At 42.4% G+C, this 26,220-nt stretch carries 20 protein-coding genes and 1 pseudogene; 14 read left to right on the forward strand and 7 right to left on the reverse strand.

The window, feature by feature from the left end; genetic code table 11:
- Positions 1–474: 474 nt before the first annotated feature.
- Positions 475–1,329, reverse strand: coding sequence for an MBL fold metallo-hydrolase (locus tag ACZ427_RS01235; RefSeq protein ID WP_461178662.1), 855 nt, complete (start codon positions 1,327–1,329; stop codon positions 475–477).
- 925 nt (positions 1,330–2,254) lie between these two features.
- Here ACZ427_RS01235 and nhaC (ACZ427_RS01240) point away from each other — a divergent pair.
- Positions 2,255–3,645, forward strand: a pseudogene (nhaC, locus tag ACZ427_RS01240) (Na+/H+ antiporter NhaC).
- 120 nt (positions 3,646–3,765) lie between these two features.
- On the opposite strand, the gene ACZ427_RS01245 reads toward nhaC (ACZ427_RS01240), so the two are convergent.
- Positions 3,766–4,017, reverse strand: coding sequence for an RpnC/YadD family protein (locus ACZ427_RS01245; RefSeq protein ID WP_461178663.1), 252 nt, complete (start codon positions 4,015–4,017; stop codon positions 3,766–3,768).
- A gap of 65 nt (positions 4,018–4,082) precedes the next feature.
- Positions 4,083–5,051, reverse strand: a complete 969-nt coding sequence (locus tag ACZ427_RS01250; protein ID WP_461178664.1) for an RpnC/YadD family protein — start codon at positions 5,049–5,051, stop codon at positions 4,083–4,085.
- A gap of 401 nt (positions 5,052–5,452) precedes the next feature.
- Here ACZ427_RS01250 and ACZ427_RS01255 point away from each other — a divergent pair, with 401 nt between their 5' ends.
- Entirely contained in the window at positions 5,453–6,367 is a 915-nt protein-coding gene (locus ACZ427_RS01255) for a glycine betaine ABC transporter substrate-binding protein (protein ID WP_461178665.1), read from the forward strand.
- Between the two features lie 624 nt (positions 6,368–6,991).
- On the opposite strand, the gene nadA is transcribed toward ACZ427_RS01255, so the two are convergent.
- The 3 genes from nadA to nadB all read right to left on the reverse strand — a co-directional run bounded on the left by nadA (position 6,992) and on the right by nadB (position 10,604).
- Positions 6,992–8,104: a quinolinate synthase NadA gene (gene nadA, locus ACZ427_RS01260; protein WP_461178666.1), complete on the reverse strand. Its 1,113-nt coding sequence runs from the start codon at positions 8,102–8,104 to the stop codon at positions 6,992–6,994.
- Between the two features lie 15 nt (positions 8,105–8,119).
- Complete coding sequence (gene nadC, locus ACZ427_RS01265) at positions 8,120–8,950, reverse strand: carboxylating nicotinate-nucleotide diphosphorylase (RefSeq protein WP_461178667.1); 831 nt, start codon at positions 8,948–8,950, stop codon at positions 8,120–8,122.
- Positions 8,951–9,014: 64 nt separating this feature from the next.
- Positions 9,015–10,604, reverse strand: coding sequence for an L-aspartate oxidase (nadB, locus tag ACZ427_RS01270; protein WP_461178668.1), 1,590 nt, complete (start codon positions 10,602–10,604; stop codon positions 9,015–9,017).
- Positions 10,605–10,815: 211 nt separating this feature from the next.
- On the opposite strand from nadB, the gene ACZ427_RS01275 reads away from it, so the two are divergent.
- Together ACZ427_RS01275 and ACZ427_RS01280 are read left to right on the forward strand one after the other, a co-directional pair.
- Positions 10,816–11,961 (forward strand): IscS subfamily cysteine desulfurase, encoded by a 1,146-nt coding sequence (locus ACZ427_RS01275; protein WP_461178669.1) that lies wholly within the window; start codon positions 10,816–10,818, stop codon positions 11,959–11,961.
- Between the two features lie 26 nt (positions 11,962–11,987).
- Positions 11,988–12,575: a hypothetical protein gene (locus ACZ427_RS01280; protein WP_464883500.1), complete on the forward strand. Its 588-nt coding sequence runs from the start codon at positions 11,988–11,990 to the stop codon at positions 12,573–12,575.
- Positions 12,576–12,649: 74 nt separating this feature from the next.
- On the opposite strand, the gene ACZ427_RS01285 is transcribed toward ACZ427_RS01280, so the two are convergent.
- Positions 12,650–13,876: a sugar diacid recognition domain-containing protein gene (locus tag ACZ427_RS01285; RefSeq protein WP_461178671.1), complete on the reverse strand. Its 1,227-nt coding sequence runs from the start codon at positions 13,874–13,876 to the stop codon at positions 12,650–12,652.
- A gap of 300 nt (positions 13,877–14,176) precedes the next feature.
- Between ACZ427_RS01285 and ACZ427_RS01290 the strand changes: the two genes are divergently transcribed.
- From ACZ427_RS01290 to ACZ427_RS01335, 10 genes are all read left to right on the forward strand, one after another.
- Positions 14,177–15,343: an NAD(P)/FAD-dependent oxidoreductase gene (locus ACZ427_RS01290; RefSeq protein WP_461178672.1), complete on the forward strand. Its 1,167-nt coding sequence runs from the start codon at positions 14,177–14,179 to the stop codon at positions 15,341–15,343.
- A 20-nt stretch (positions 15,344–15,363) separates the two neighbouring features.
- A complete protein-coding gene (locus ACZ427_RS01295; protein ID WP_461178673.1) occupies positions 15,364–16,149 on the forward strand; it encodes an SDR family NAD(P)-dependent oxidoreductase in 786 nt (261 codons plus the stop codon).
- A 201-nt stretch (positions 16,150–16,350) separates the two neighbouring features.
- On the forward strand, positions 16,351–17,784 hold the full coding sequence (nhaC, locus tag ACZ427_RS01300) for a Na+/H+ antiporter NhaC (protein WP_461178674.1): 1,434 nt from the start codon (positions 16,351–16,353) through the stop codon (positions 17,782–17,784).
- A 170-nt stretch (positions 17,785–17,954) separates the two neighbouring features.
- The gene (locus ACZ427_RS01305; RefSeq protein ID WP_461178675.1) at positions 17,955–20,078 is read left to right on the forward strand and encodes a hydantoinase/oxoprolinase family protein; all 2,124 of its coding nucleotides are present in this window, start codon (positions 17,955–17,957) and stop codon (positions 20,076–20,078) included.
- Complete coding sequence (locus ACZ427_RS01310) at positions 20,044–21,732, forward strand: hydantoinase B/oxoprolinase family protein (protein WP_461178676.1); 1,689 nt, start codon at positions 20,044–20,046, stop codon at positions 21,730–21,732. The genes ACZ427_RS01305 and ACZ427_RS01310 overlap by 35 nt, the downstream gene beginning before the upstream one ends.
- A gap of 182 nt (positions 21,733–21,914) precedes the next feature.
- Complete coding sequence (locus ACZ427_RS01315; RefSeq protein WP_461178677.1) at positions 21,915–22,661, forward strand: class II aldolase/adducin family protein; 747 nt, start codon at positions 21,915–21,917, stop codon at positions 22,659–22,661.
- A gap of 19 nt (positions 22,662–22,680) precedes the next feature.
- Positions 22,681–22,935: a hypothetical protein gene (locus ACZ427_RS01320; protein ID WP_461178678.1), complete on the forward strand. Its 255-nt coding sequence runs from the start codon at positions 22,681–22,683 to the stop codon at positions 22,933–22,935.
- Between the two features lie 275 nt (positions 22,936–23,210).
- Positions 23,211–23,417, forward strand: a complete 207-nt coding sequence (locus tag ACZ427_RS01325) for a hypothetical protein (protein WP_464883501.1) — start codon at positions 23,211–23,213, stop codon at positions 23,415–23,417.
- 545 nt (positions 23,418–23,962) lie between these two features.
- A complete protein-coding gene (locus ACZ427_RS01330; RefSeq protein ID WP_461178680.1) occupies positions 23,963–24,148 on the forward strand; it encodes a hypothetical protein in 186 nt (61 codons plus the stop codon).
- A gap of 251 nt (positions 24,149–24,399) precedes the next feature.
- A complete protein-coding gene (locus ACZ427_RS01335) occupies positions 24,400–25,854 on the forward strand; it encodes a sodium/proline symporter (protein ID WP_461178681.1) in 1,455 nt (484 codons plus the stop codon).
- Positions 25,855–26,220 lie beyond the last annotated feature (366 nt).

Consider the following 26,220-nt stretch of genomic DNA (forward strand, 5'->3'; position numbering starts at 1 on the left):
TTTTCCTATCGTGAGCCGCCCCCTTGAAGGGCTGTTATACGATGACCGTTCGTGTATCTACCACTAGCGGTCTCTTTTAATTTATGTAACGTACCTATTTTTATTATACCCGATTTTCTACAAAATGAAAACAGGCTTTTCGTTGAAGCATGGGCTTTGATGAAGTCGTTCTTTTCACGTGAGAGGGCGGTGAACGGGCAGGGCCTTATATCGAGCGAGTACCCGTCAAATCGAGCCGCTCACACATGAAAAAGAGGGACAGCCCACATGATTTCTCAGATGGTACTGCTCGGCATAAACGCAGACCCTCGTCCAGCGAGCGATTCAATAAGACAGTGAACGCATGCTACGGGAATTTTTGTTTTAATTTGGACAGAAAAGAAAACGGCTCAATGATAACTACGCTGCATTTCTTCTGTGCTTAGCTATCGTAAAGGGTATGGATTCTAATTGCTGCAATCCACCCTGTTATGCTTAATCCATTCCTTTTTTTTGATTCCCGCTTATAAAGTTTTGAATAGACTCCAGCTGTTCTTCGCTTGGCATTGTCTTTCGTACCTCGCTAAATCTCGTAACTGCTTTATCAAGCGAAACTTCTTCCCCCACAATTTCCCCGATGCTTGTTAAATCATTCAAAAAGTTCCACATTTCTTCATGTGTTTTCGGATCCTGATGACCTGTCACATAGTAATTTGCGTCATATTTTTTTATTTTATCTAACAGGATGGTGAGTTCGTCCTTGTCATAACTCCATTCGCCACTATAAAAATCCTGATAGATGCAATCTCCCAGAAATAATACCTTTTCTTCAGGAATATAAATGATGGCTGAATCCTGTGCATGGACCCCTCCAACATGTTCAACCACACAAGTTACGCCACCCAAATCAATTTCGATCTGATCATGAAATGTTAAATCGGGTGCCTTCAATTCCAAATCATCTCTTGTTGGCATTTCACGTTTTATCATATCTCTGCAAAATTCAATCTCTTCTCCAGTCTCAACACGCTCATCTAACGAAGCATCATCCCATTTCAGGGTTTTCATATCATCTATTTTCTTCTTCGTTTCTTCATGACTTATCGTTAAGTAACCCATCGTTTTCATACCAAAAACATGGTCCCAATGCCAATGTGTGATGACAACTAACTTTATCGGCGATATATCCATCTTCTCGACCAGATTAAGAAAATCGTTCGCATGTGCAGGTGAATTCCCGGAATCAATCACCAGACTGAAGTTATCTCCACAAATTAAACCTAATGCCGGACGATCCGTTTCTGAATAATGAGGCATATAATACACACTTTTTGCCAGTTTTTTCAGCATTTAACTACCTTCTTTCCTCATTTTTGAAAGCCTGTACCATCATTCATGATGATTACAGGATTCGTATACGCAACCCACCAAAGATAAACATACTGGAAATCTACGTTCGTTTCATTCCTTTAAATGTAGAGTATAAAACTTCCACACCTAAAAAACAATAATGCGTTGTAATACGTGCAGCGGTTGTACGATGATTTTGAAAAGAATTCCCTAGGAGCGGTTGCGGGGAGGATCAACGGAGAGAAGGGGGGACGGTTGATTTGACCGAAAAGGCAGGAGGGACTATATCAAGTGACACCCCCCGTCAAATCGACCGATCCTCTTGCCGGGAGGAGCGAGAAAACTGCCAAATCGAGCCAGTTGCATACAAACACAAATGACAGTCTATATAATTTCTCAGATGCAATGAAGGTATTTGATAGGAACGGTAAGATTTATTGCATAAATATCGTATAACTATATATTAGCGTATAGTTGGAAAGGGGAATTGAAAATTAAGCCCCCATTTTAAATAACCGCAGAACAGCAGGGTGTGAGCGCAGGACCCCGTGCCACGACCGCAGCACCATGCCGCGCGAGCGCAGGACCTCAGGCCATAACCGCAGCACCACGACGCGTGAGCGCAGGACCCTTGGCCCCGACCGCAGCACCATACCGTGCGAGCGCAGGACCCCGGGCCCCGACCGCAGCACCATGCCGCGCGAGCGCAGGACCTCAGGCCATAACCGCAGCACCACGCCGCGTGAGCGCAGGACCTCAGGCCACGGCCGCAGCACCACGCCGCGTGAGCGCAGTACCCGGGGCCACGACTGCAGTACCGCGCCGCGTGAGCGCAGTACTGCTGAACATGAACACAGAAATAATATCCGTACATAAATCGATTCATGTAGAATGGATCACAAAGTGGAAGGTGAGGGGGTACATCATGAATAAAGATAAAAAAGAAATTTCGTTGCTGCAGGCAATTATCCCGCTTGCTGTGATGATTACGGTGATGGCGATTACGATTATTGTTTTGGAAGGGGATCCACATGTTCCGCTGATTCTAGGGACGGTTGTGGCGGCACTTGTCGCCTGGCGTGCCGGGTTTAAATGGCAAGATATCGAGGAGAGTATGTATAAGGGAATCCGGCTGGCGCTTCCAGCTATTGTAATCATCATGCTTGTCGGGCTAATCATCGGCGCATGGATTGGTGGTGGTATTGTGGCTACAATGATCTATTATGGGCTGCAGCTGATTACGCCTTCCCTTTTTCTACTTACAATCTGTATTATTTGTGCCATTGTCGCACTGGCCATCGGGAGCTCGTGGTCAACGATGGGGACAATCGGTGTTGCTGGAATGGGGATTGGGGCGGCTATGGGCATACCTGCTGCGATGGTTGCAGGTGCTGTTATTTCGGGTGCGTATTTTGGTGATAAAATGTCACCACTCTCCGAAACTACCAATCTCGCATCGGGGCTGACGGAGACGGATTTATTTGAGCATATTAAACATATGATGTATTCAACGGTGCCTGGCCTTGGGATTGCCTTAATTGTTTACTGGTTTATGGGCAGAAATTACGGAAATGCTCCATCGACGGGGCTGAGATTAGCCAGACAGCAGCGGTCATGCAGGAGAACTTCCTGATTTCGCCATGGCTTTTGCTTGTGCCATTGGCTGTTATCGTACTTGTTGCCAGAAAAGTTCCAGCAATCCCGGCATTGCTCGTTGGAATTGTGCTTGGCTTTGTTTGCCAGGTATTTGTTCAAGGTGACACCTTTGCAGATGCAGTCAGTGCCTTGCAGGGCGGATATGTCATGGAAACCGGCAATGCAATGGTTGATAACCTGTTTACCCGCGGCGGTCTTGATTCAATGATGTATACCGTCTCCCTGACTATTGTCGCTTTAACATTTGGTGGCGTGCTGGAGCATACAGGCATGTTAAATGCGATTGTCAGCCAGATTCTGAAACTGGCAAAATCAGCAAAAAGCCTCATTCCGACAACGATTCTATCAAGCTTTGTCACAAACATTACATGCTCTGAGCAATATATCTCGATCGTAATCCCATCACGGATGTTCAGTCATGCATACAAACAGAAAAACCTGCATTCAAAAAATCTATCACGCGCACTTGAGGATGGTGGAACATTGACATCAGTCTTCGTGCCCTGGAATACATGTGGCGTATTTATTTATGGAACCCTCGGCGTCCATGCTTTTCAATACGCACCATACGCCATCCTGAATTTTGCCGTACCAATTATTTCAATTATTCTCGCTTTCGCAGGGTACAGCATTACTTATTTGAAAAAAGAAGAAGTTTAGGTGGGGTCTGTCCCCCGCTGCATTAAAGCGTTAAAGCATTAACGCGGTGGGGGACAGGCCCCCAATCATGGATAAAAACACATGGCGGGAGAATCACCATGTGTTTTGCTTATAACGGAACTAAAGTGACTTCCTTAATGCTTCCACCTTATCCACGCTCAATTTTGTGAGTTTCGCAATATAATCATCAGAAAAGTTTTCCTGGATTAACTTCAGCGCAAATTGTTTCGTCGCTTCTGCTTTACCTAATTCCTTACCCAGTTCTTTTCCCTCTTCTTTCCCAAGTAATTTCCCTTTTTCCATGCCTTCCTTTTCCAGGTCGGCGAAGATTTCAGCAAGTGTTGGTGATGGATTTGATCGTTCAGCCTGCATGTGCCTGAGCCGCCTCCTTTCTTAGAAGTGCCGGTAATGGAAAAGATATTCTGGAACTTTCAAAACTAAAGTGACTTCCTTAATGCTTCCACCTTATCCACGCTCAATTTCGTCAGTTTTGCAATATAATCATCAGAAAAGTTTTCCTGGATTAATTCCAGGGCAAGTTGTTTCATCGCTGCTTCTTTCCCTTTTTCCATGCCTTCCTTTTCCAAATCGGCGAAGATTTCAGCGAGTGTTGGTGATGGATTTGATCGTTCAGCCTGCATGTGTTGGGCCGCCTCCTTTCTTAAAAGTGGGGTAACATCGTCTCTTAATTTCGTTAAAAATGCTGGGATTTGTAATAAATAATCAATGAAATAAATTAATGGAGATATTTGTGTGTGGTTGTAGCCTTGGTGTGTGTCCATGTTTCGTAGCAGCTGGGTCATAAGTTCCCGCTTAAAAAAGTAGCGCTTATCTGCATCTTTCCTGGTCTTACTGGCATAAATTCCTGCGATCACAGCTGCAGCAAAAGGATTGGATGAGCGCTTGAGTTTTTCCAGGTCGTTTTCACGAAATTGATAGGCATTGTACGTGTAATCGACTTCGGTTCCATGGAAAGAATAGTGAAATTGATTGGTATGCTTCGTATTTCCGATATCTGTTAACAGGGCAATTGCATAAATTTCCTTGTCAAATTTATCGTAAAGCCGATAAAAATAGCGAAACATCCGCTTGGAAAATGCCTCGTTAACTTTTCCCTGTACTTCGATGTGGATTAGGATCCATCTTTCTTCGCCATTCTTCAAAAATACTTTCACAATTTGGTCGGCATTATTCCTGCCTTTCTTTTCCTGGATAACCTCCTTATAGAGCTCTTGTTGAAGGAAATCCGGTGATCTGGAATGATCGATTTCCTCATATAATTCAGGAGCAAAAAACAACATAAACTCCTCAAAAAAATCCGCAATCAACTTCTTCCAGAGGCCATCTTCGTCTGGTGAAGTCGTTCCATAATCCGTTGGTTTTTCATGTACCGTGGTTGTTATCATTTTACCACATCCTTCAGAAAATATTAAGTTTATATCTTATTATACACAAACAAACGTTCCTTGTCATTCATTTTAGGGGGCCTGTTTAGGGGGCCTGTCCCCCGCCACATTAAAGCGTTAAAGCATTAAAGCATTAACGCGGTGGGGGACAGGCCCCGCCAATATAAAATTCCTCTTAAGATTTTACATATTTACAGTAATTTTGCGAATTATAAAGTCTAAGTAAACAATCGTAACTTGTATTAGCTTACATTCTGTAAAACAGCATTTCATCCAAATTGATTGGGAAATATATCTATTGTACTATATTTATTATGCTTTCAAAAAGTTATTAATTAATGAGGACATACCATAATGTACATAATGTATCGTCCTTTTGAAGTTAGAAGGAGGAAGGAAAATTGGGAAAATCAAAGTTAATTGGCATCACGCTTGCCTTATTTTTTGTTTTACTGTTGGCTGCATGCGGTAATGGAGAAGAGGAACAGGATAGTGATAATGCAGGTGAAGAGACTACTAGCGTAAGTGAAGCGGTAGAGCATACAATTATAGGTATTGAGCCTGGAGCAGGAGCAATGGGTCTTACACAAACCGCTTTAGAGGAATATGACAGCTTAGCGGGCTGGGAAGTTGTAGAAGGTTCCACTGCAGGTATGTTAACCGAGCTAGATGAGGCAATTAGAAACGAAGAACCAATTGTTGTAGTAGGTTGGAATCCACACTTTATGTTTGCTTCTCATGACTTGAAATATTTAGAGGATCCAAATGGTTCTTTTGGTGAAGAGGAGAACATAAATACCATAACAAGAACGGGTTTAGAAGAGGACATGCCAAATGCTTATGAAATTCTTGACCGTTTCTACTGGGAAGTAGAAGATATGGAAGGAGTTATGCTGGAGGCACAAGATATTCCCATTGAGGAAGCGGCAAGTAATTGGGTAGAAGCGAATCAGGATAAAGTAGATGAATGGACAGAAGGCGTAGAGCGGGTAGATGGAAAAGAAATCGAACTGGTATTAACCCCATGGGATTCTGAACGTGCTTCTGGTCAAGTAATGAAGCTAGTATTAGAAGAACAAGGATTTCAGGTAACATTAACACCTGTCGACCCGGCAATTGTGTTCCAAGCAATAGCAAACGGTGAAGCTGACGCATCGCTTGCTCCATGGCTGCCTGTAACACACGGTGCTTTCTATGAAGAATATAAGGAAGATATAGTTGATTTAGGTCCAAACTTAGAAGGTACAATAATTGGTTTGACTGTACCTGAATATATGGACATTGATTCAATTGAAGATTTACAACCGAAAGAATAATAATATTTCTAATAAGGGGCCTGTCCCCCGTCGCATTAAAGTGTTAAAGCGTTAATGCGGTGGGGGGATCTGGCCCTTTTCTTATGCGCACTTTTGCGGGCAACCCGATTTCTGGCAGGAGGAGACCCTCCGAAACAAGCGAGCTGCCCATCAAATGGAGAGAGCATTACCCGAATCTAATAAAACATCACGCACGGGCCAGTGAACCGCCCGAATCTAATCGTTCATCCCCCTGAAGAGTGCCCGAATAACGGCTCCCCCTCTGCATTTGGTCGTTCATCCCCCTGAAGAGTGCCCGAATGCCGGCTTCCCCTCTGCAATCAGTCGTTCATCCCCCCGAAGAGTGCCCGAATGCCGGCTCCACCTCTGCATTCAGTCGTTCATCCCCCCGATGAGTGACCGAATAACGGCTCCACCTCTGCATTTGGTCGTTCATCCCCCTGAAGAGTGCCCGAATGCCGGCTCCATCTCTGCATTCAGTCGTTCATCCCCATGATGAGTGCCCGAATGCTGGCTCCATCTCTGCATTCAGTCGTTCATCCCCCCGAAGAGTGACGCCTCCAGGCAAGTGATCATCGCCCGAATCTTGCAAAACATCACCACCAGCCGAGCCTGATCGGAACTCTAAGCTCGCTCCAACATCCGACTCAGCGCCATCACTGCCCACTTCGTTACATCAGCCTCAACTTTAATCTGGTTCGCAATTTCCCCCTTATCGATCGTTTCCAGTGACCATAGGAGGTGGGCGAGGTCGATGCGGTTCATGGTCAGGCATGGGCACATCATCGGATTCAATGAAAATACTTCTTTATCCGGATGCTGCTGGGTGAGGCGGTTGACGAGGTTCATCTCGGTGCCGACTGCCCATGCGCTCCCAGGTGCCGCGGCTGTGATCGTTTCGATGATTTTTTTGGTCGAGCCTGCGTAATCGGATGCGGCAACGACTTCCCTGGAGCATTCCGGGTGGACGATGATATTCGTTTCCGACTTTGTTTTGCGAATATGTTCGATATTATTCACGGTGAAATTTTCATGCACGGAGCAGTGGCCCTTCCATAGAATGACCTGTACGTCCTGCAGGTTGTCACCATCGTATTCAAATGTCTCGTTAATTGGGTCCCACACGGCCATATTTTCTAGTGGAATGCCGAGATCATAGGCAGTATTTCTTCCCAAATGCTGGTCTGGTAAAAATAGAATGCGCTCCTTCTGTGTGAACGCCCATTCCAGCATTTTCCCCGCATTCGAGGATGTCACAGTCGCACCGCCATTTTTTCCGACAAATGCTTTAATCGCCGCTGTCGAATTGACATAGGTGAGGGGAAGGATCGTGTCACCGAATGCATCCTGCATCTTCTCCCAGCCTCGCTCGGTTTGCGTGATATTGGCCATATCCGCCATGGAACAGCCTGCGCGCATGTCCGGTAAAATCACTTGTTGATGCTTTTGAGATAACATATCCGCGGTTTCCGCCATGAAATGGACCCCGCAAAAGACAATGTATTCCGCTTCGGTATTAGCTGCAGATACTTGCGCGAGCTGCAGCGAGTCCCCGGTCGTGTCTGCAAATTGAATCACTTCATCTTTTTGATAATGATGTCCCGGGATAAAAAGCTTGCTGCCGAATTTCGCTTTCAACTTGCGGATGCGACTCTCCATTTCTTCCGTGGAAAGTGATTTGTAGTGCTCTGGCATCATCTGATTCTCGCCGTTTTGAAGCATTTCTAATAAACTCATGTTATTTTCCTCCTCCTAGTGAACATGTAAACTAATATCAAGTGCTCTTACAGAATGGGTGAGAAATCCGAGCGAAATATAATCCACCCCAGTGCCCTGGTAGGTTGCGAGATTATCCAGCGTAATTCCACCGGACACCTCTGTGATGATGTGGCCCGGGACATGTTTTGCAAAATCCCGTACTTCCTCCGGGCTGCGGTTGTCAAACATGATAATATCCGCCTTCGCTTCAACCGCCTCCAGCACCTGCTCCTTCGTCTCCGTTTCCACTTCGACTTTCACCATATGCCCCGCATGCTTAGAAGCAGCGCTTAACGCCGCTGTAATCGAACCGGAAAAAGCAATATGATTATCCTTAATCATAACGCCATCGTATAAGCCGTTGCGGTGGTTCTTCCCGCCACCGGTTACGACAGCATATTTATCGAACATCCGCAGTCCCGGCGCCGTTTTCCGTGTATCACAAATCTGAATGGAATCATCATGTAACGTCTCCACCGCTTTTTTCGTTGTCGTCGCAATCCCGCTCATGCGCTGAATGAGGTTCAGAATCACCCGTTCTCCTGTTAAAATATGTACAATCGGCCCGCGTACTTCAGCAATCACATCCCCCTTATTCACCCAATCGCCATCCTTCTGCCGTAGTTCGACGTTAATCGCCGGATTGAGCAGATGATAACCAGTTTGAATGACCTGCAAACCGGAAATCACCCCGCTTTCCTTTGCTGTAAAAATTCCTTCCCCCTGTCTTGTGGGAGGGAAAATTGCTGTACTTGTTATGTCACAATCGCCAATATCCTCGATAAAAAAGGAAAAAAGCTGTTCACGTAATTTAATCATATTCATTCCATAACCTCCTTTTGTTTTGTTTATGGAGGGGTCTTATGGAGGGGGTCTGTCCCCCGCTGCTTTAAAGCGTTAAAGCATTAGAGAGGTGGGGGACAGGCCCCCTTAGTATCCGCTTCTTCAGCCAGTGTGCCTGCCGCTTTGGATAATCTGCCCGGAAATGGCTGCCACGGCTTTCGGTACGCTCGAGCGCGGAGGTGGTCATCAGCCAGGCAACGGTGAGCATATTTATGATTTCTGCATCTTCAACAAGCATCATGTTCAAATCTTCACCTAGAAAATCATAGCCTTCCACCCATTCCTTCATCGCCAGTAAATCCGCTTCGACCCGGACCACCCCAACGAGGCGGGTCATTTTTTCCTGGATCTCCTGATTGGATGGCAGGGGAGACGCGCCCACACCAGCCCGCACACGATCATCCACACGAGCCGGCACAGGCTGCACCCGCCCCAGCTCAGCCGGCGAACAACCATCCACATCCTCCGCCAAATCCAATATCCGCTCCGCTGTCATTTTTCCAAATACAATGCCTTCGAGCAGGGAGTTGCTCGCAATCCGATTCGCACCATGCACGCCGGTACAAGCAACTTCGCCAACCGCAAATAACCCTGCCAATGAAGTCCGGCCATCCGCCGCTGCCTTGATGCCACCCATCATGAAATGTGCACCAGGCCTTACGGGGAGAAGGCCAGCGTCAACATCAATCCCCGCATGCACGCAAGCACGATAAATGGTGGGGAAGCGGTCAGCGAAATTCGCCACATCCTCTATATTCAAAAATACCTGTCGCCCACACTGGATCTCCTTGAAAATCTCGCGTGCGACCACATCGCGTGGCGCAAGATCGCCAAGCGGATGAACGCCTTCCATGATGCGAAAACCATAATTATTCACCAAATACGCGCCCTCACCGCGAACCGCTTCTGATACAAGGCTGAGCGCCACGCCATTTTTATATAAAAGTGTTGGATGAAATTGCATGAACTCCATATCTTCAAGCACTGCACCTGCGCGATAAACCATCGCTATCCCGTCTCCGGTCACCACCTGAGCGTTGGAAGTAGATTGATACAGCTGCCCACATCCGCCGGTCGCCAAAATCGTCGCTTCCGCCATATGTTCCCGGACCACGCCAACAACATCTTTTGTAATCACACCAACACACTGACCATCCGTAACAAGCAGATCCAGCGCCATTTCATTTTCGATAATCCTGACATTTTGCTCATCCTTTAGCCGGTCGAGCATGAACGTGGTCAAACATTCCCCCGTAGCGTCACCGCCAGCATGCAAAATCCGCCGCCGTAAATGCGCACCTTCCTTGCCTAAACGTAGTGACCCATCCGTATCGCAATCAAATGCCATTCCCTTATGTATCAAGTCGAGCACAGCATCCGCACCGCTTGCAACCAACGTTTTCACATTTGCTTCGTCCGCATGAGCGACCCCTGCCGTGATGGTGTCTTCGTAATGCTCCTGCCAGTGATCATCACGATGCACTGCCGCGGCAATACCGCCCTGCGCCAGGTAGGAGTTACTATTCTGTTTATGTGATTTTGTGAAAACAATCACATTTTTATCTACACGTAAACGTTCAGCCGCGCTCAATGCGGCGATACCACTTCCAATAATTATGACATCATTCACAAACATGTTCTCAGAGCTCCTTTACACATATGGACAGGAAAAAATTCTTCCTGCATACGTTCAGACAAAGGCTTTATCGCCATAAACGGACTGACAATAAGCCAAGTTGGTCAACAATATATTTACATGTGTCTTGACACCTATATTTACATAATATTAAACTAAAAACAAGACTTTTTTAAAAAAATCTTAAAAATATAGATGCAGGAGTGCTGTTATGATTTATTTAGATTATGCTGCCACAACACCGATGTCAGAGGAGGCTTTGGAAATATATACAAAAGTCTCCACAACATATTACGGAAACCCGAGCAGTCTGCATGACACAGGATCAAATGCCTTTTTGTTATTGGAAAATTGCCGACAGGAGCTGGCAAACCTTCTTCAAGCTGAAAAAGAGGGGATGTATTTCACAAGCGGGGGATCAGAAGCGAATCTATTAGCATTGCAATCGCTCATTGATGCCCATAAAGATAAAGGGAATCACCTGATTACAACAGCCACCGAGCATGCCTCGGTCCATAACTTTTTCAGAAAAATGGAAGCAGAAGGATTTGACGTCACTTATTTACCAGTCGATGAGCAAGGTGCAGTAGACAGCGAAGACGTGAAAAATGCCATTAGGGAAAACACTATCCTCGCATCGATTCACCATGCGAATGGGGAAATCGGCACCATCCAGCCGATCGAAGCAATTGGGGAAGTCCTGCATGAAAAGGATGTTATCTTCCATGCAGATTGTGTCCAGACATTCGGAAAAATTCCTATCCATCTCTCGAAAACAAACATCGACAGCATCTCCATCTCCAGCCATAAAATCTATGGTCCAAAGGGTGTCGGAGCTGCCTACATCCGCCCAGGGCTCCGGTGGAAATCCCAACTGCCAAACACCACGCACGAGTCCGGATTCCGCCCCGGCACCCTCAATGTCGCGGGCATCGCAGCATTTGTCACAGCCGCAAAAGCAGGCTGTAAGGATATGAAAAGGGAAGGGGAGCGAATTACAGCATTACGGGAAAAATTGATCGATCAACTAGCCGGAAAAGGCATCACTATCGAAGGACACCCATCAAACTTCCTGCCACATATTCTCGGCCTCCGCGTAGAGGGAATGGAAGGACAGTATATGATGCTCGAATGCAACCGCCACGGTATCGCCATCTCCACAGGCAGCGCATGCCAAGCCGGCTTGCAGCAACCATCCCGAACCATCACAGCAATCGGCCGCACCGACGCAGAGGCCAAACAATTCATCCGCCTCTCCCTAGGCAAACACACCAACCCAGAAGACATCAACCGCACAGGGGAAGTGTTCGATCAGGTACTGGGACAGAGGGACAGGTCCATTGTCCCATTCGGTTGATTCGGGTGATGATTGGTGGCGCGAGGGTGATGTTTTGGAAGATACGGGCGATGTTTGCAGTCATGAGGTCGAAGTTACTGGAGATTCGGTTGATGCTCACTGTCATGAAGGCGATGTTACGTGAGATACGGTCGATGCTCACTGTCATGAAGGCGATGTTACGCGAGATACGGTCGATGCTCACTGTCATGAGGTCGAAGTTAAGCAGGATTCGGTTGATGCTCACTGTCATGAAGGCGATGTTACGCGAGATCCGGTTGATGCTCGCAGTCACGAGGCCGAAGTTAAGCAAGATTCGGTTGATGCTCACAGGCATGAAGTCGAAGTTAAGCAAGATTCGGTTGATGCTCACTGTCATGAAGGCGATGTTACGCGAGATCCGGTCGATGCTCACTGTCATGAAGGCGATGTTACGCGAGATACGGTCGATGCTCACTTTCATGAGGTCGATGTTAAGCAAGATTCGGTTGATGCTCGCAGGCATGAGACGGATATTCACTCGCTTGAGTAGCAACACGGAAAGGAAAGGCTGGTCTCGGACACCCGGACAGGTTCATCGTCCCACCTCCCTCTCAGGTGGTACACCTCTAACTAGCGATTCGAAAATAATTTAGGTTAAATCGCACATGAGAACCTTTCATGTGCGATTTGGTCTTGTTTAAGAGCAATTCACGCACTTTCACATATATCAAGATTTACCGCCTATTTCAGTCTGGGAAAGTTGAATTAATAATTTATTGATTGATATATACATAATCAGACAATTCTCAAAATCATTTATATCTAAATTTGTCAGTTTTTTTATTTTCTCTAATCTATATATTAATGAATTTCGGTGAATATAGAGTTTTCGGGAGGCTTCACTTATATTCATTCTGCATTGACAATATACTAAGAAAGTTTTGGATAATGTCAAGAAATTCTCGTCATTAATTAAAAATTGAATCTTATCGTTTATACGATTATAATAATCTTCGTGAATCTCTTCTAATAGAATTCCTAACATAATGTCCATATTATTAAACGTCAATACACCATCTTGATTAATTTTTTTTCCTGCATTTATTAACTTTATGGCTTCATGATATGCTTTAATCATTCCACTAATACCTTGGTGAAAATCCCCTATTGCTACAATTGCAGAAAGTTTGTATCTCTTTTCTAATGTCTGATTAAATCTTCTTGTTATTTCCTTTATTTTATTGATGAAGGTTTCCTCTAAGTGACCTTTTGAATAAGGCATAAGTATACAATGCTGTTCGTTGTTTAGCGTACCAATTAAATCTTCTTTTGAGTTTCTAAAAAAATCCTCAATAAGTATTCTTAACTCAGTTTTCAATTGATTCAGCATTGCTTGCTTATGAATAATATTATCTTGATTTGGAAGTACAGGGATAACTTCTATTACAATACACGCTCGGTCTGTTCTTAAGTCATATCCTAACATGTCCCCATAACGTACAATATGATTTCTATCATGATTACTTTCATTAAAATGAAGTATGTATTGAATGAGACTATCTATTGAACTTGCCTCAAATGATCTTATTTCTTTTCTAATTTCTTCATGGCACATCATTTCTATGTGATTTTTAACAAGCTTTATATAGTTGGTTGTTTCCTGATTTTCTTCAACTCTATCTAGAATACCAATGGCCCCCACAACCTCCCCGTTTAATGAAATGGGAGCAGCAACACCGGGATAAATATTCGGCAGCTTTGCTGCGGCGTCCTCTCCCCAATAAATCATCCTATTTTCCCTGATAACGATAGCTAACAATTCATCGAACATACCAATTCTTGAAGAATCGCTCACTCCTATTAAATAGCCATATTCATCAGAAATACTAACCGGATATCCAATAATTGCTGATGTGTCATTCGAGACTTTTTGAGCAATTTGATTTAAGATCATTCGTTTTCCTCCCCATGAATCAAGATAATTCCACAATTGTTATCCATCTGTTTATTGGTCAGATTATCCAACTAATAAAATAAAAATATATAATGTTAGCGCTTTAAAGTCAAATTATTCGCATTACTTTGATGGGTGCCCCAACTAATGGTTAGGCATCTTGCATAATCGGAATCATTAAATTAATCAAAAATTTTGTGCGATATGGGCGATGAAAAATAGCTCTCAACTAATATATACTTTGTACTAGTTATAGAAATTTCATAACTTTTCAACTAGAAGAAAAGAAGAGGTGAAGAAATGCAGAATCAATTTGATATCATCATTGTTGGTGGGGGTATTATGGCTGCTAGTCTAGCTTATAACCTACAAAAGGACGGCTATAACGGAAACATTGCAATTTTTGAGAAAGATAAGATGTATGAATATTCTTCAACACCTCGTAGTGAAGGTGGCGTAAGGCAGACGTTTAGTACAAAAGTAAACATTCAAATGAGCCAATATAGTTATCAAATATATCAAACCTTTGAAGAGGATATGGCCTTTGATGGTGATCCATGCCATATAGACTTTCATAAACATGGATATCTATATTTGTTAAATGAAAAATCGCTTCAAAATTTTGAGGAAATAATTCAAAAACAAAAAGGGCTTGGTGTGAAGTCTAAACTTATGAATCAAAGGGAAACAAAAGCATTTTTTCCGGAGTTAAACGTAGAAGATTTAGCTGGTGCTGTTTTTGACCCGGATGCGGGCAACGCAGACCCTTATTCAGTATTGCAAGGGTACCTAAAACATGTAAGGAATTCCGGTGCCTCTATTATTCATGAAGAAGTGGAAACGATTCTATATGAATCTAAAAAGATTAAAGGCATTGTTACAAAAGAGGGGACACAATATCATGCACCGATTGTAGTTAATGCTGCGGGAGCATGGGCAGGTGAGTTGAGCCAGAAAATTGGACTTGAAATACCTGTAAAACCCCTTAAAAGGCAGTTATTTACTATCGATACCAAAGAAACTTTTGAAAGTAACTTTCCTTTTACATTTGATATTTCAGGTCTCCACTTTCGTCAAGAGGGATCCAAAGTGGTTGTTGGTTGGGCAAGGGATGTTCCCTATGGATATGACTTCAAAACAGATAAATCTTTTTTTGAAGATGAGATATGGCCAGTGCTTGCAGAAAGATGTCCATCTTTTGAACGAATAAAAATTGAAAGAGGATGGTCAGGTCTATATGATTATAATCCGATCGATCATAATGCAATAATAAGCGACCATCCAGCAATGGAAGGCTATTATATTATTAGTGGGTTTAGTGGACACGGTTTTCAACATGCACCAGCTGCAGGGAAAGGCTTATCAGAGCTAATTCGATTAGGAAGATTTGAAACGATTGATTTAAGTCCTTTATCTGTTGAACGATTTGCTGAGAATAAATTAGTACTAGAAACAGCAGTTTATTAAAATTCAAAGGGGTGTGAGGAATGAGATTAAAAGACAAAATTACAATCATAACTGGTGGAAGTCAAGGAATTGGTGAGGCAGTAGCTCAAAATTTTGGAAGGCATGGTGCGAAAATTGTAATTGCAGATATTAATGAAGAAGCGGCTGCAAAGGCAATTGATAAACTACATGATCAAGATGTAGACGCTATCTATGTGAAAACAGATGTTAGTGATGAAGAAAGTGTTAAATCATTATTTAAGCGAACAGTGGACACTTTTGGTGGTGTGGATGCATTAATTAATAACGCTGCTGCTACATTGAGGAAATCAGCAGAAGAAACCGAATTAACGGAGTGGCAGAAAGTACTGGATGTAAATTTAACAGGAACTTTCCTTTGTTCAAAATACGCTATCCAGGAGATGGAAAAACGAGGCGGAGGAGCAATCGTTAACATGGCTTCATGGCATGCCTATCGGACAATCACAAGGTTTGCGGCATATGCAGCATCGAAAGGGGGAATGACTGCATTGACTAGACAGATGTCCTTAGACTGTGGCCCTCTTAATATTCGGGTCAATGCGGTTTGCCCAAGCACCGTAGATACACCAATGTTATATGAATCATTCAAAAGTTTGCCAGATCCTGAAGAAGCTTTTAATGAATCTCTAAAATATCAGCCGTTAGGGAGAATAGCTACCGGAGAAGATATTGCAAATGCTTGTCTATTTCTCGTATCCGATGAATCTAGCTTTGTCAGTGGACATTCATTAATGGTTGACGGTGCTGCGTTTAATAAGGTAGCACGTCCGTTGATGTTTGACTAGTATTCCATTAACAGAGACGTTTCGTTAAAATCTTTTCATGAAAGTTCTTTTGTTCAAAGGGATATCGTCAAGTTCAGTTATAATCAACTTGGCTGATAAAAAATTCTCCTGAAATGAGCATCTCACATGTCGGTTTTGGGAGGATTTAAAAAAACAAATCAGTGAAAGCGATAACATTATTAATGAATCCGGGGGAGTTTTATGCCGAATGATGATGTACGTCTGCCAAAACTTAGTGAGGTTATTATAGTTTTAGCCTTATTTCTCATCATTATGTCTTTTTCAATTATATCGTTTGACATACCACTTCAGCTTTCTCTTTTCGTTGTATGGTTTTTGTTTATTGGCTTTGGTATATACCTTGGTCATAAATATAATACCCTTCAAAAAGCGATTGCGAAAGGCATTTATGAAGGGATAGAAGCAACTCTCGTCATCGTTGTCGTCGGGGCTTTGATTGGAACTTGGACTGCCGGTGGTATTGTGCCGGGTATGATTTATTATGGCTTGTCATTTGTTCATCCTAGTATTTTTTTAGTAGCTGCTATGGTGATTTGTGCAGTAACCGCACTTGCTACCGGAACTTCTTTTGGAACTGTCGGGACCGCGGGTGTAGCAATGATGGGGGTCGGCCAAAGCTTTGGTATTCCCCTTCCTCTTGTTGCTGGTGCTGTCTTATCAGGAGCGTATTTTGGAGATAAAGTGTCTCCGCTATCGGATACAACAGTTTTGGCTGCTTCTTTGTCCAGGGTAAATGTGATGGATCATGTACGTTCGATGCTTTATGTTAGTATTCCTTCCATAATTATTGCCGGGATATTATATTTGATTGTCGGATTTTTCTATGTTGGTAATACAGTTGAACTGACTGTAGTACAAACGAATATGGACGCATTGAATGAGTACTTTAATATTTCATGGTACATGCTTGTTCCGCCGGTAGTTGTAATTGTTTTATTAGCTTTAAATAAACCTGCGATTCCTTCTCTGGCATTTGGCTCTCTTCTCGGAGTTCTGTGGGCATGGGCATTTCAAGGGATGGATGTCATTGCTGGATTAAAAACAGCTTATGAAGGTATTCAGATGAATTCAGGAATTGAATTTCTGGATGGGCTTTTAAACGGTGGAGGAATTGTTTCCATGCTTAGTGTTGTATTATTTACAATACTTGCACTTGGGTTTGGTGGACTATTGGAGCAGACAGGCGTTTTGAAAGTGATTAGTGGAGTATTTTCAAGCTGGGTAAAAAATAGTACAGGAAAATTAACAGTTTCTACAGTACTCACTGGTTTCTTTGGAAATTTGTTTGGAAGTGCTGGGTACGTTTCTATTATCACAGGCTGTAAAATGACGAAAGAGAATTACCAAAAATTAAACATACAAAGACGAGTTCTTTCCAGAAATACGGAAAGCGGGGGGACGATGACAGCACCAATGATTCCTTGGAGTGATAACGGTATATTTATGGCCGCAACACTTGGGGTGGCAACAATTTCTTATTTACCGTTTATGTGGTTCGCGTTTATTGGAATTTTCATCACCATTCTTTACGGATATACCGGAAAATTCATATGGCGTGAAGACGAAGACAGCGAGGAACACAATGTTTCTTCCAAGGAAACAATAGCTAAATAGTATTGAAATCCAGAAAAATTAAGTGCTAATAAAACTGAATATTTTATCGGCAAATAATAGAAAGAAAAGTAAAAATCATTCAATCATAAAAGTTGGCATTATGAATCAAGGAAAATTTGTTTTTGAAATAAATGCTACTGACAATATGTTTTAAAAAAAGGAGGATATATATGTCTGCCATTCGTGTTGGAGTTGATATAGGTGGAACATTTACAGATATAGTGTTTCTCGATGAAGAAGGGAACAGATATTTCGGAAAAACATTAACGACATATCCTGATCCATCTGAAGGATTTCTTAAAGGACTGGATGAAACCCTTACAAAATATGGTTTCTTATACAGTGATATAAAGGCGATTATCCATGGTACTACACTAGTAGTTAATGCTCTAATTGAACGAAAAGGTGTAAAGACGGCTTTTATCACAACGAAAGGTTTTCGCGATATGTTGGAAATTGGTAACGAAAGTCGTTATGACCTGTATGACCTATTTGTAGATAAGCCGACTCCGCTGGTTCCCAGAAGCTCAATATATACGGTCACGGAGAGAATATTGGATGATGGGGAAGTATTACAGCAATTAGACGAAAATGAAGTGCGGGAAGTATTTGAGAAGATCAAAGCACAAAATGTGGAAGCTGTAGCCATATGTTTATTACACGGGTATAAAAACAGCGTTCATGAAAAAAGGATTTTGGAAATTGCTCAAGAGGTTGCACCACATATTTGTGTTTCCTTATCCTCCGAAGTTTCGCCGGAGATTCGGGAATATCAACGCGCATCGACAACCATTGCTAATGTGTACGTCCAACCGCTTGTTGAGCGATATTTAACAAAATTAGAAAAAGATCTTGAAAATCGCGGATTTCATGGTCAATTTCATATGATGCTTTCCGGTGGTGGTACATGTACGATTGAAACCGCTTGTCGTTTTCCGATACGGATTTTGGAGTCAGGGCCTGTGGGAGGATCGATAGCGGGTGCTTTTTACAGTGATCTCTGTGATCTTTCCAACCTTCTCGTATTTGATATGGGAGGAACAACAGCTAAAGCAAGTTTAGTGGATAATGGGAAACCGTTAGTCACAAACGAGTTCGAAGTTGGACGCAAAGACAGGTTTATGAAAGGGAGTGGTATTCCTGTAAAGGTACCAGTTATTGAAATGATTGAGATTGGTGCAGGTGGCGGTAGCATTGCTCATATTGATCGTTTGGGCCTTTTAAAAGTAGGACCGGAAAGTGCAAGTTCTGAACCTGGTCCAGCCAGTTATGGAAAAGGGGGGACAAACCCGACCATTACGGATGCCGATTTGGTACTAGGCTATCTGAACCCTGACTTTTTCCTTGGGGGAGAAATGAGCTTAGATGTAAATGCCGCTTACAAGGCTATTGAGGAGAAAATTGCCAAACCACTTGGTCTTGACGTGGCAGAAGCAGCTTGGGGAATTCATCGTGTTGTGAATGAGAATATGGCTAGTGCAGCACGTATTCATGCGGTGGAAAGAGGAAAGGATATTCGAAACTATCCATTGTTTGCGACAGGAGGTGCAGGTCCCGTTCACGCTTGTAACGTTGCAAATATCCTGGATGTTTCTACATTAATTTCACCTGTTGGCGCAGGTGTTTGCTCAGCCTTTGGATTCTTATCGTCACCGCTTTCTTTTGATTTTGTGCGTAGTTATCAGGGGCGGTTGGATCAATTAGATCTGAATGAAGTAACAAAGATTTTCAAGGAAATGGAGAAAGAGGGAGAATCGATTCTTATTCAATCTGGTGTTAAACCGGAGGATATTAATGTGATACGGAATTGTGAAATGAGATATGTGGGTCAGAATCATGACATTAGTGTTCCCATTCCAAATGGAGAGCTAAATGAACACTCCATTGAATCCATTCGAAACAACTTCGAAGATCAGTATGAAAAGTTGTACACAGAATCCAGTGAAGGCATGTCCATGGAAGCTGTTAATTGGCGCGTTGTTGTTCAAGGACCAACTCCGGAACTCTTATTAAACCATAACGATGGAAAAAACAGTATAAAAGTAAAACCCAAAGATGAACGTCATGTTTATTTTGGTGAACATGCTGAATATATACTAACCCCTGTGTATGATCGAAATCAATTGAGTCCAGGTGTAGAGGTGGCTGGACCGGCAATTATTGAAGAACGGGAATCAACGATGGTGGTGACACCAAATTTTACAATGACTGTTGATCCTTTCTCCAATTTAATCTTAAATTCAAAGGGGGATAAGGTAAATGAAAAGAAAGATAAAAAACAACAATATGTTTAATCCTGTTCAGTTGGAAGTTATGTGGAATCGTCTAATTACTAATTTAGAAGAGCAAGCGAAAACGTTGATCAGAACATCGTTTACAAATCTCCTTTCAGATGCTGGTGATTTATCCTGTGGATTGTTTGATAGTGAAGGAAATATGATTGCTCAAGCAAATACAGGCACACCTGGACATATCAATACAATGGCTTTAGGTGTTCGTCATTTCATCGAACGATTTCCTAAGAAGTCATTACAGAAAGGCGATGTTTTGATTAGTAACAACCCTTATGAAATTTCCGGGCATCTTTTAGACGTTACAATTGTCACACCCGTGTTTTACGAGGACCATCTTATTGGCTATGTTGCATCTGTTTGCCATGTATCAGATATTGGTGGGCGAGGTTATAGTCCAGAGGGAGAAAGTATTTATGAGGAAGGTCTTTATATTCCTTATATGAAATATTATGAAGCTGGACAAGTTAATGAGAGTATTCAGGCAATGATTAAGGCAAATGTTCGGTCACCATACGAGGTTCTGGGTGATTTGCGTGCACAGGTGGTTGCTCAAGAGGTAGCCGTTAGAAGACTATTTGAGATGATGAATGAGTTTAACATAACTGAAATTGATACGTTAGGTAATGAAATTACACAACGATCAGAAGTAGCAATGCGTAAAGCAATTTCTGATCTTCCAGACGGAATTTATGAAAACGAGGTTTTAACCGATGGTGTGGATGAGCCGATTAAATTAAAATGTTCGGTATCCATCCAGGGTGATGAACTTGAGGTAGATTTTAAAGGTTCATCACCTGCAAGTACGAAAGGGATAAACGTTTCTCTTTATTACACATTAGCATATGTTACCTATGCTTTAAAAGCAGCTGTTGCACCGGATATTCCCAACAATGAAGGGAGTTTTCGTCCGATACATGTTACCGCTCCAGAAGGTTGTATTCTCAATGCTAAACATCCTATGCCAACAGCGACGCGACATATTATTGGTCATTTTGCCCCTGTATGTGTTCTTGGTGCATTATATCATGCTATTCCAGACAAGGTCATTGCGGAAGGGGCAACTGCTCTTTGGAATATACAAGTATACGGGGAAAACCTGCAAGGTAATCCATTCTCTTATGTCGTATTTAATACTGGTGGTATGGGAGCTCGCCCTTCAAAAGACGGTTTATCTGCAACAGGGTTTCCATCCGGTGTTCGCGGAACTCCAGTTGAAATTGTTGAAAGCAGTTCACCATTACTACTTTATCAAAAAGAACTTCGTCCAGATTCTGGCGGCAGCGGAAACTACCGGGGAGGACTTGGTCAAATTATCCGCTTTGGGGTTCGTACCAATAAGATTTGGAGTTTTCCAACCATGTTTGACGGTATAACTTATCCACCACGTGGTTTAGCTGGAGGGAAATCGGGAGAGAAAGCAGAAGTTTTGCTTAACAAGAACACATCTTTAGAGCCCAAACGACTTTATAATTTGTTACCAGACGATGTCGTTACTTTAAAACTTCCTGGTGGAGGTGGCTATGGAGAACCTAAGGAACGTAACCCTGAACAAGTTCTTGTTGATGTCGTAGATGGATACATTTCCCAGGAGAAAGCTGAATCCGATTATGGGGTTGTTATCAAATCAACCTCTAACGGGTGGGAAATAGATTAAATAAACAAAGAAATACAAAAAACCCAATTATATGGGGAGCGGGTAAAATAAGAAGGCTTATAAACCTGAAAATTCCTGACCTTCCGCATGACACCACTATATTTGGGACATGAATCCTTTGAAATACTAGATAAGAATGCATTTGAAAAAAGATTATTTAATAATAGAAGGAGTGCTTAGCTATGAATAATACAAAACAAAAAGAAACGTTTGCTAAAGAACGGAAAATTCGTAAGGAAAAATTAGCTGGATCATTTCGCATTTTCTCTTTGTTTGGCTTTGATGAGGGTAACGCAGGACACATAACTGTGAGGGATCCAGAATTTGAGGATTGTTTTTGGGTGAACCCTTACAATATGCATTTTAGTCAGATTAAGGTGTCAGATCTGATTCTTGTTAACCATGAAGGGGAAGTGGTCGAGGGTGATAAACAAGTAAACAAAGCTGGTTTCACCATTCACTCTCAGCTTCATAAAGCACGCCCTGATGTAGTGGCTGCAGCTCACGCTCACTCCGTGTACGGAAAGGCATGGTCAACCTTGGGAAAACTGCTTGATCCTATAAATCAGGAAGCATGTGCTTTTTACAAAGACCACGGCTTATACGATGCATATACGGGTGTTGTTCATGATCTAAAGGAAGGAGAAAGAATCGGTAAAGCTTTGAAAGACTATAAAGCTGTTATCTTACAAAACCATGGGCTTTTAACTGTTGGAGGTTCCCTAGAAGAAACTGTCTGGTGGTTTATAAACATGGAAAGGTCATGCCAAGTGCAAATATTGGCTGAATCAGCAGGGAATCCTGTACAAATTGGGGAAGAAGATGCCACGAATACCGCAGCTCAAGTAGGATCCCCGGAAGAAGCAAAGCGTTGCTTCCAACCTTTGTGGGAACGAATAGTTAACCAACAGCCTGATTTTTTAAATTAAGTTCTTCGGAGGAAATGAAATGAAGAAAAATGTGGAAATTGTCTCTTGCAAAAGCAGTGGTACAGTGGAAGAGATCCTTGTTAAAGAGGGATCATACGTCTATGAATGGGAGAAACTTTTATCTGTTAAGCATGAGGACAGGACGATAACAAAACTGTCAGTTGGCATTAGTGGTACTGTAATTAAAGTTAATGTGGATGAGGGTTTGTGCATTGAACCAGATACCCAATTATTAGAAATAGAAGATGATTTTCTGATAACTGGCAGCGACTAACGAGCAAATCCTATGTTTCTAACAAATAACTTATTAATTAAATCTATACTACACCCAATAGTTTTCAATAAATCCTTAGGCTTTCAACTTATATAGCTATTGAAGTCAACCCTCTTAGTGATAAAGCTATTAAGAACTGTCACTAAGAGGGTTCTTTGCTTATCTATGTTTAAAAAAACGTACATTCTTACTCGAATTATTACGGCTGAGTGGGGACAGAGGGACAGGTTCATTGTCCCGTCTGTTTGATTCGGGTGATGCTAGGTGGCGCGAGGGTGATGTTTTGTAAGATATGGGCGATGTTTGCTAGCACGAGGTTGAAGTTACACGAGATTCGGTTGATGCTCACAGGCTTGAGGTCGAAGTTATGCAAGATTCGGGTGATGCTCGCTTTCATGAAGGCGATGTTACGTGAGATTCAGTCGATATTCACTGGCTTGAGTGGGGGCCAGAGGGACAGGTTCATTGTCCCGTTTGTTTGATTCGGGTGATGCTAGGTGGCGCGAGGGTGATGTTTTGTAAGATATGGGCGATGTTTGCTAGCACGAGGTTGAAGTTACACGAGATTCGGGTGATGCTCACAGGCTTGAGGTCGAAGTTATGCAAGATTCGGTTGATGCTCCCTTCCATGAAGGCGATGTTACGTGAGATTCAGTCGATATTCACAGGCTTGAGCGGGGGACAGAGGGACAGGTTCATTGTCCCGTCTCCGTTCGAGGGAGCGAGCACACGAGACCCTGAGCGCAGGACTCCCCGCCACGAAAGCAGGACTACCTTGCATGAACGCAGGACTCCAGGCCTCGAACGCATGACAGTCCATCCCCCGCGCCGCACCCCGTATTGGGGCAGAGGGAGACTACTGGGACAAGGTACCCGTCCCTCTGTCCCAATAGCTTTGGAAAAGATAAAAAGTAAGAGGAAGGTTGATGAAGTGGTGAGAAATTCCTTATCCCATCTGACTTTAACTGTTTTGTTCAGTTAATTGTAACCTATTCAGAATCTATCTTACAAAAAGGAGGGACATCTTATGAATAGGGTCATTCAATTACTAAATAGATCCATAAATGATCTAGGTGAGATTGAAGAAGAAATTAGGGGAATGAATGAGGATGAGTTCGACCAACTATCCTCTTCTTACCCATTTAATGAGTATTTCCATGAACTGGTATCAGGTTTGGAGCAATGGAAAAGTGATATCGAAAATACCTCTTAAGTTAATTTTTAATCGTATAAATTCTATCATCTATCATTATATTTTTTTATAAAGGAAGCAAAAAATTCTCCGGTTGCTTCTACTGTTATAGGTTAAAAAAATGTTTTTTTATCTGTTCTGTACAAAAAAGATACCTCAATAAGTTGGCACTCCTGAAGAATCAAAAAGATGTTTTGGTCATTTTGGTAACGAATCATAAAAGATTAACCACAATTCTTCGATTAATTTAATAAAAAGGGGTGGCTGGTGATATGCAAACAATCATACTTATTGAAATCGTATTATACATTTTAGTGATGCTTGGAATAGGTGTATATTTTAGTAGAGTAAAATTAAGTCATTCAGAGTTTCATTTAAGTAAAAAAATACCTGCTTGGGTCGTTGCTTTTTCAGAGCGTGCTACTGGATCATCTGCGTGGCTGATGTTAGGTTTTACAGGATTTGTTTTTTCGACTGGATTATCAGCTGTGTGGATGGCGGTCGGTTCCATATTGGGGGCGTTATTTTCTTGGTTTTTCATGGCAGAACGCTTCCGAAGGGATTCCAACGAAAATGGAACCATTACTTTACCGACATTTATCGTTGCGCGTTTTAATAAAAATAGAAAAGTTATTTTGTATTCAGCTAGTTTATTAATTATTTTATTTTTTATGTTTTATCTAGGCGCCCAAATTGGAGGAGCAGGTAAAACATTGTATACAATTTTCGATATTAACCCGATTGTTGCCATGATCATTTGTACACTTATCATTGTCGTTTTATCTTTTTGGGGAGGATTTACTTCAGTCGTTTGGACAGATATGGTTCAAGGTATTATGATGCTCGTTACATTAACGATCATTCCAGCAGTTGCACTTTTTCAAATCTATACACAAGACTTATCGATTCCCGTTACATTAAATCAAGCTGGGGAAGGAATGGATTCTTGGGGAGGAGGATTGACAGGTTTTGCATTAGGCGCACTATTTTTTAACAACTTCTCGTATTTCTTTGGTTATTTGGGAGGGCAGCCACAACTAAGTACGAGATTTATGGCGCTTAAAGATAAGAAAGATGTGAAGATTGGAAGTTATTCGGTCTTAATATGGTCGTTTTTATCATTCGGTGGAGCGTTTTTAATTGGATTAACTGCACTCACTCTATATCAAGATGTGCAGTTTACCGATGTTGAAGTCATTTTACCATATATGATTTTAGATTTGACGCCACCGTGGATAGCGGGTATTTTGTTAGCCGGAGTTATTTCAGCAATCGTTACGACCGCAGATTCTCAACTCATGGTAATAGTGAGTTCAATTAACGAAGATATTTTACAACATGGAGTGCGTGTGAGCTTAACTGAAAAACAATTGATGAAGCTTGCTCGAATTTTAGTCGTTGTGGTTGCACTCGTAGGACTGTTTATCGCAACTAGTTTTGATTCACTTGTCTTATTAGTCGTCAGTTGGGCTTGGGCAGGTGTAGGTTGTACTTTGTCTGCAGTAATTGTGCTCTCATTCATTTGGGATAAGTATTCAAGCATGGGGGCGTTTGCAACGATTCTATCTGGGTTAATTGCTACAATTGTTTGGATAAGTACTCCGTTAGAAGGTATAATCACTTCAAGATTTACGACGTTTTTTATCGCATTAATCGTCGGTATTACCGTCTCTTACCTATTACCAGATAAAATTGACAAAACTGCTCAACAAAATGCAGAAGCGTAAACCGTTTATTGTTGCATCCAAATTAACCAGCTAATAGTTTGTCGTTTAATGCTTGTTGTCACGAAGTCGAAGTTATGCGAGATTCAGGCGATGTTCAGAGGCATGAGGTCGAAGGGAGGGACAGGTTCATCGTCCCGTTTGGTTGATTCGGGTGATGATAGGTGGCGTGAGGGCGATGTTTGCTAGAATGAGGTAGAAGTTACACGAGATTCGGGTGATGTCCCCAGGCATGAGGTCGAAGTTAAGCAGGATTCGGGTGATGCTCACTTCCATGAAGGCGATGTTACGCGAAGTTCGGGCGATGCTGGACTTCTGTCAATAAAGTGGACAAAAACAGATGCAAAATTGAACCATTTTATTACTTCC

Source organism: Virgibacillus ainsalahensis (assembly GCF_055380755.1).

Excerpts from the sequence above, each read along its gene's own strand:
- ACZ427_RS01310 (WP_461178676.1), top strand. The coding sequence starts at position 20,044 with ATGAAAAGAAAGATAAAAAACAACAATATGTTTAATCCTGTTCAGTTG.
- ACZ427_RS01315 (WP_461178677.1), top strand. The coding sequence starts at position 21,915 with ATGAATAATACAAAACAAAAAGAAACGTTTGCTAAAGAACGGAAAATT.
- ACZ427_RS01320 (WP_461178678.1), top strand. The coding sequence starts at position 22,681 with ATGAAGAAAAATGTGGAAATTGTCTCTTGCAAAAGCAGTGGTACAGTG.
- ACZ427_RS01245 (WP_461178663.1), bottom strand. The coding sequence starts at position 4,017 with ATGCAGGCTGAACGATCAAATCCATCACCAACACTTGCTGAAATCTTC.
- ACZ427_RS01290 (WP_461178672.1), top strand. The coding sequence starts at position 14,177 with ATGCAGAATCAATTTGATATCATCATTGTTGGTGGGGGTATTATGGCT.
- ACZ427_RS01235 (WP_461178662.1), bottom strand. The coding sequence starts at position 1,329 with ATGCTGAAAAAACTGGCAAAAAGTGTGTATTATATGCCTCATTATTCA.
- ACZ427_RS01295 (WP_461178673.1), top strand. The coding sequence starts at position 15,364 with ATGAGATTAAAAGACAAAATTACAATCATAACTGGTGGAAGTCAAGGA.
- nhaC (WP_461178674.1), top strand. The coding sequence starts at position 16,351 with ATGCCGAATGATGATGTACGTCTGCCAAAACTTAGTGAGGTTATTATA.
- ACZ427_RS01330 (WP_461178680.1), top strand. The coding sequence starts at position 23,963 with ATGAATAGGGTCATTCAATTACTAAATAGATCCATAAATGATCTAGGT.
- ACZ427_RS01305 (WP_461178675.1), top strand. The coding sequence starts at position 17,955 with ATGTCTGCCATTCGTGTTGGAGTTGATATAGGTGGAACATTTACAGAT.
- nadB (WP_461178668.1), bottom strand. The coding sequence starts at position 10,604 with ATGTTTGTGAATGATGTCATAATTATTGGAAGTGGTATCGCCGCATTG.
- ACZ427_RS01250 (WP_461178664.1), bottom strand. The coding sequence starts at position 5,051 with ATGATAACAACCACGGTACATGAAAAACCAACGGATTATGGAACGACT.
- nadC (WP_461178667.1), bottom strand. The coding sequence starts at position 8,950 with ATGAATATGATTAAATTACGTGAACAGCTTTTTTCCTTTTTTATCGAG.
- ACZ427_RS01285 (WP_461178671.1), bottom strand. The coding sequence starts at position 13,876 with ATGATCTTAAATCAAATTGCTCAAAAAGTCTCGAATGACACATCAGCA.
- ACZ427_RS01275 (WP_461178669.1), top strand. The coding sequence starts at position 10,816 with ATGATTTATTTAGATTATGCTGCCACAACACCGATGTCAGAGGAGGCT.
- ACZ427_RS01335 (WP_461178681.1), top strand. The coding sequence starts at position 24,400 with ATGCAAACAATCATACTTATTGAAATCGTATTATACATTTTAGTGATG.
- nadA (WP_461178666.1), bottom strand. The coding sequence starts at position 8,104 with ATGAGTTTATTAGAAATGCTTCAAAACGGCGAGAATCAGATGATGCCA.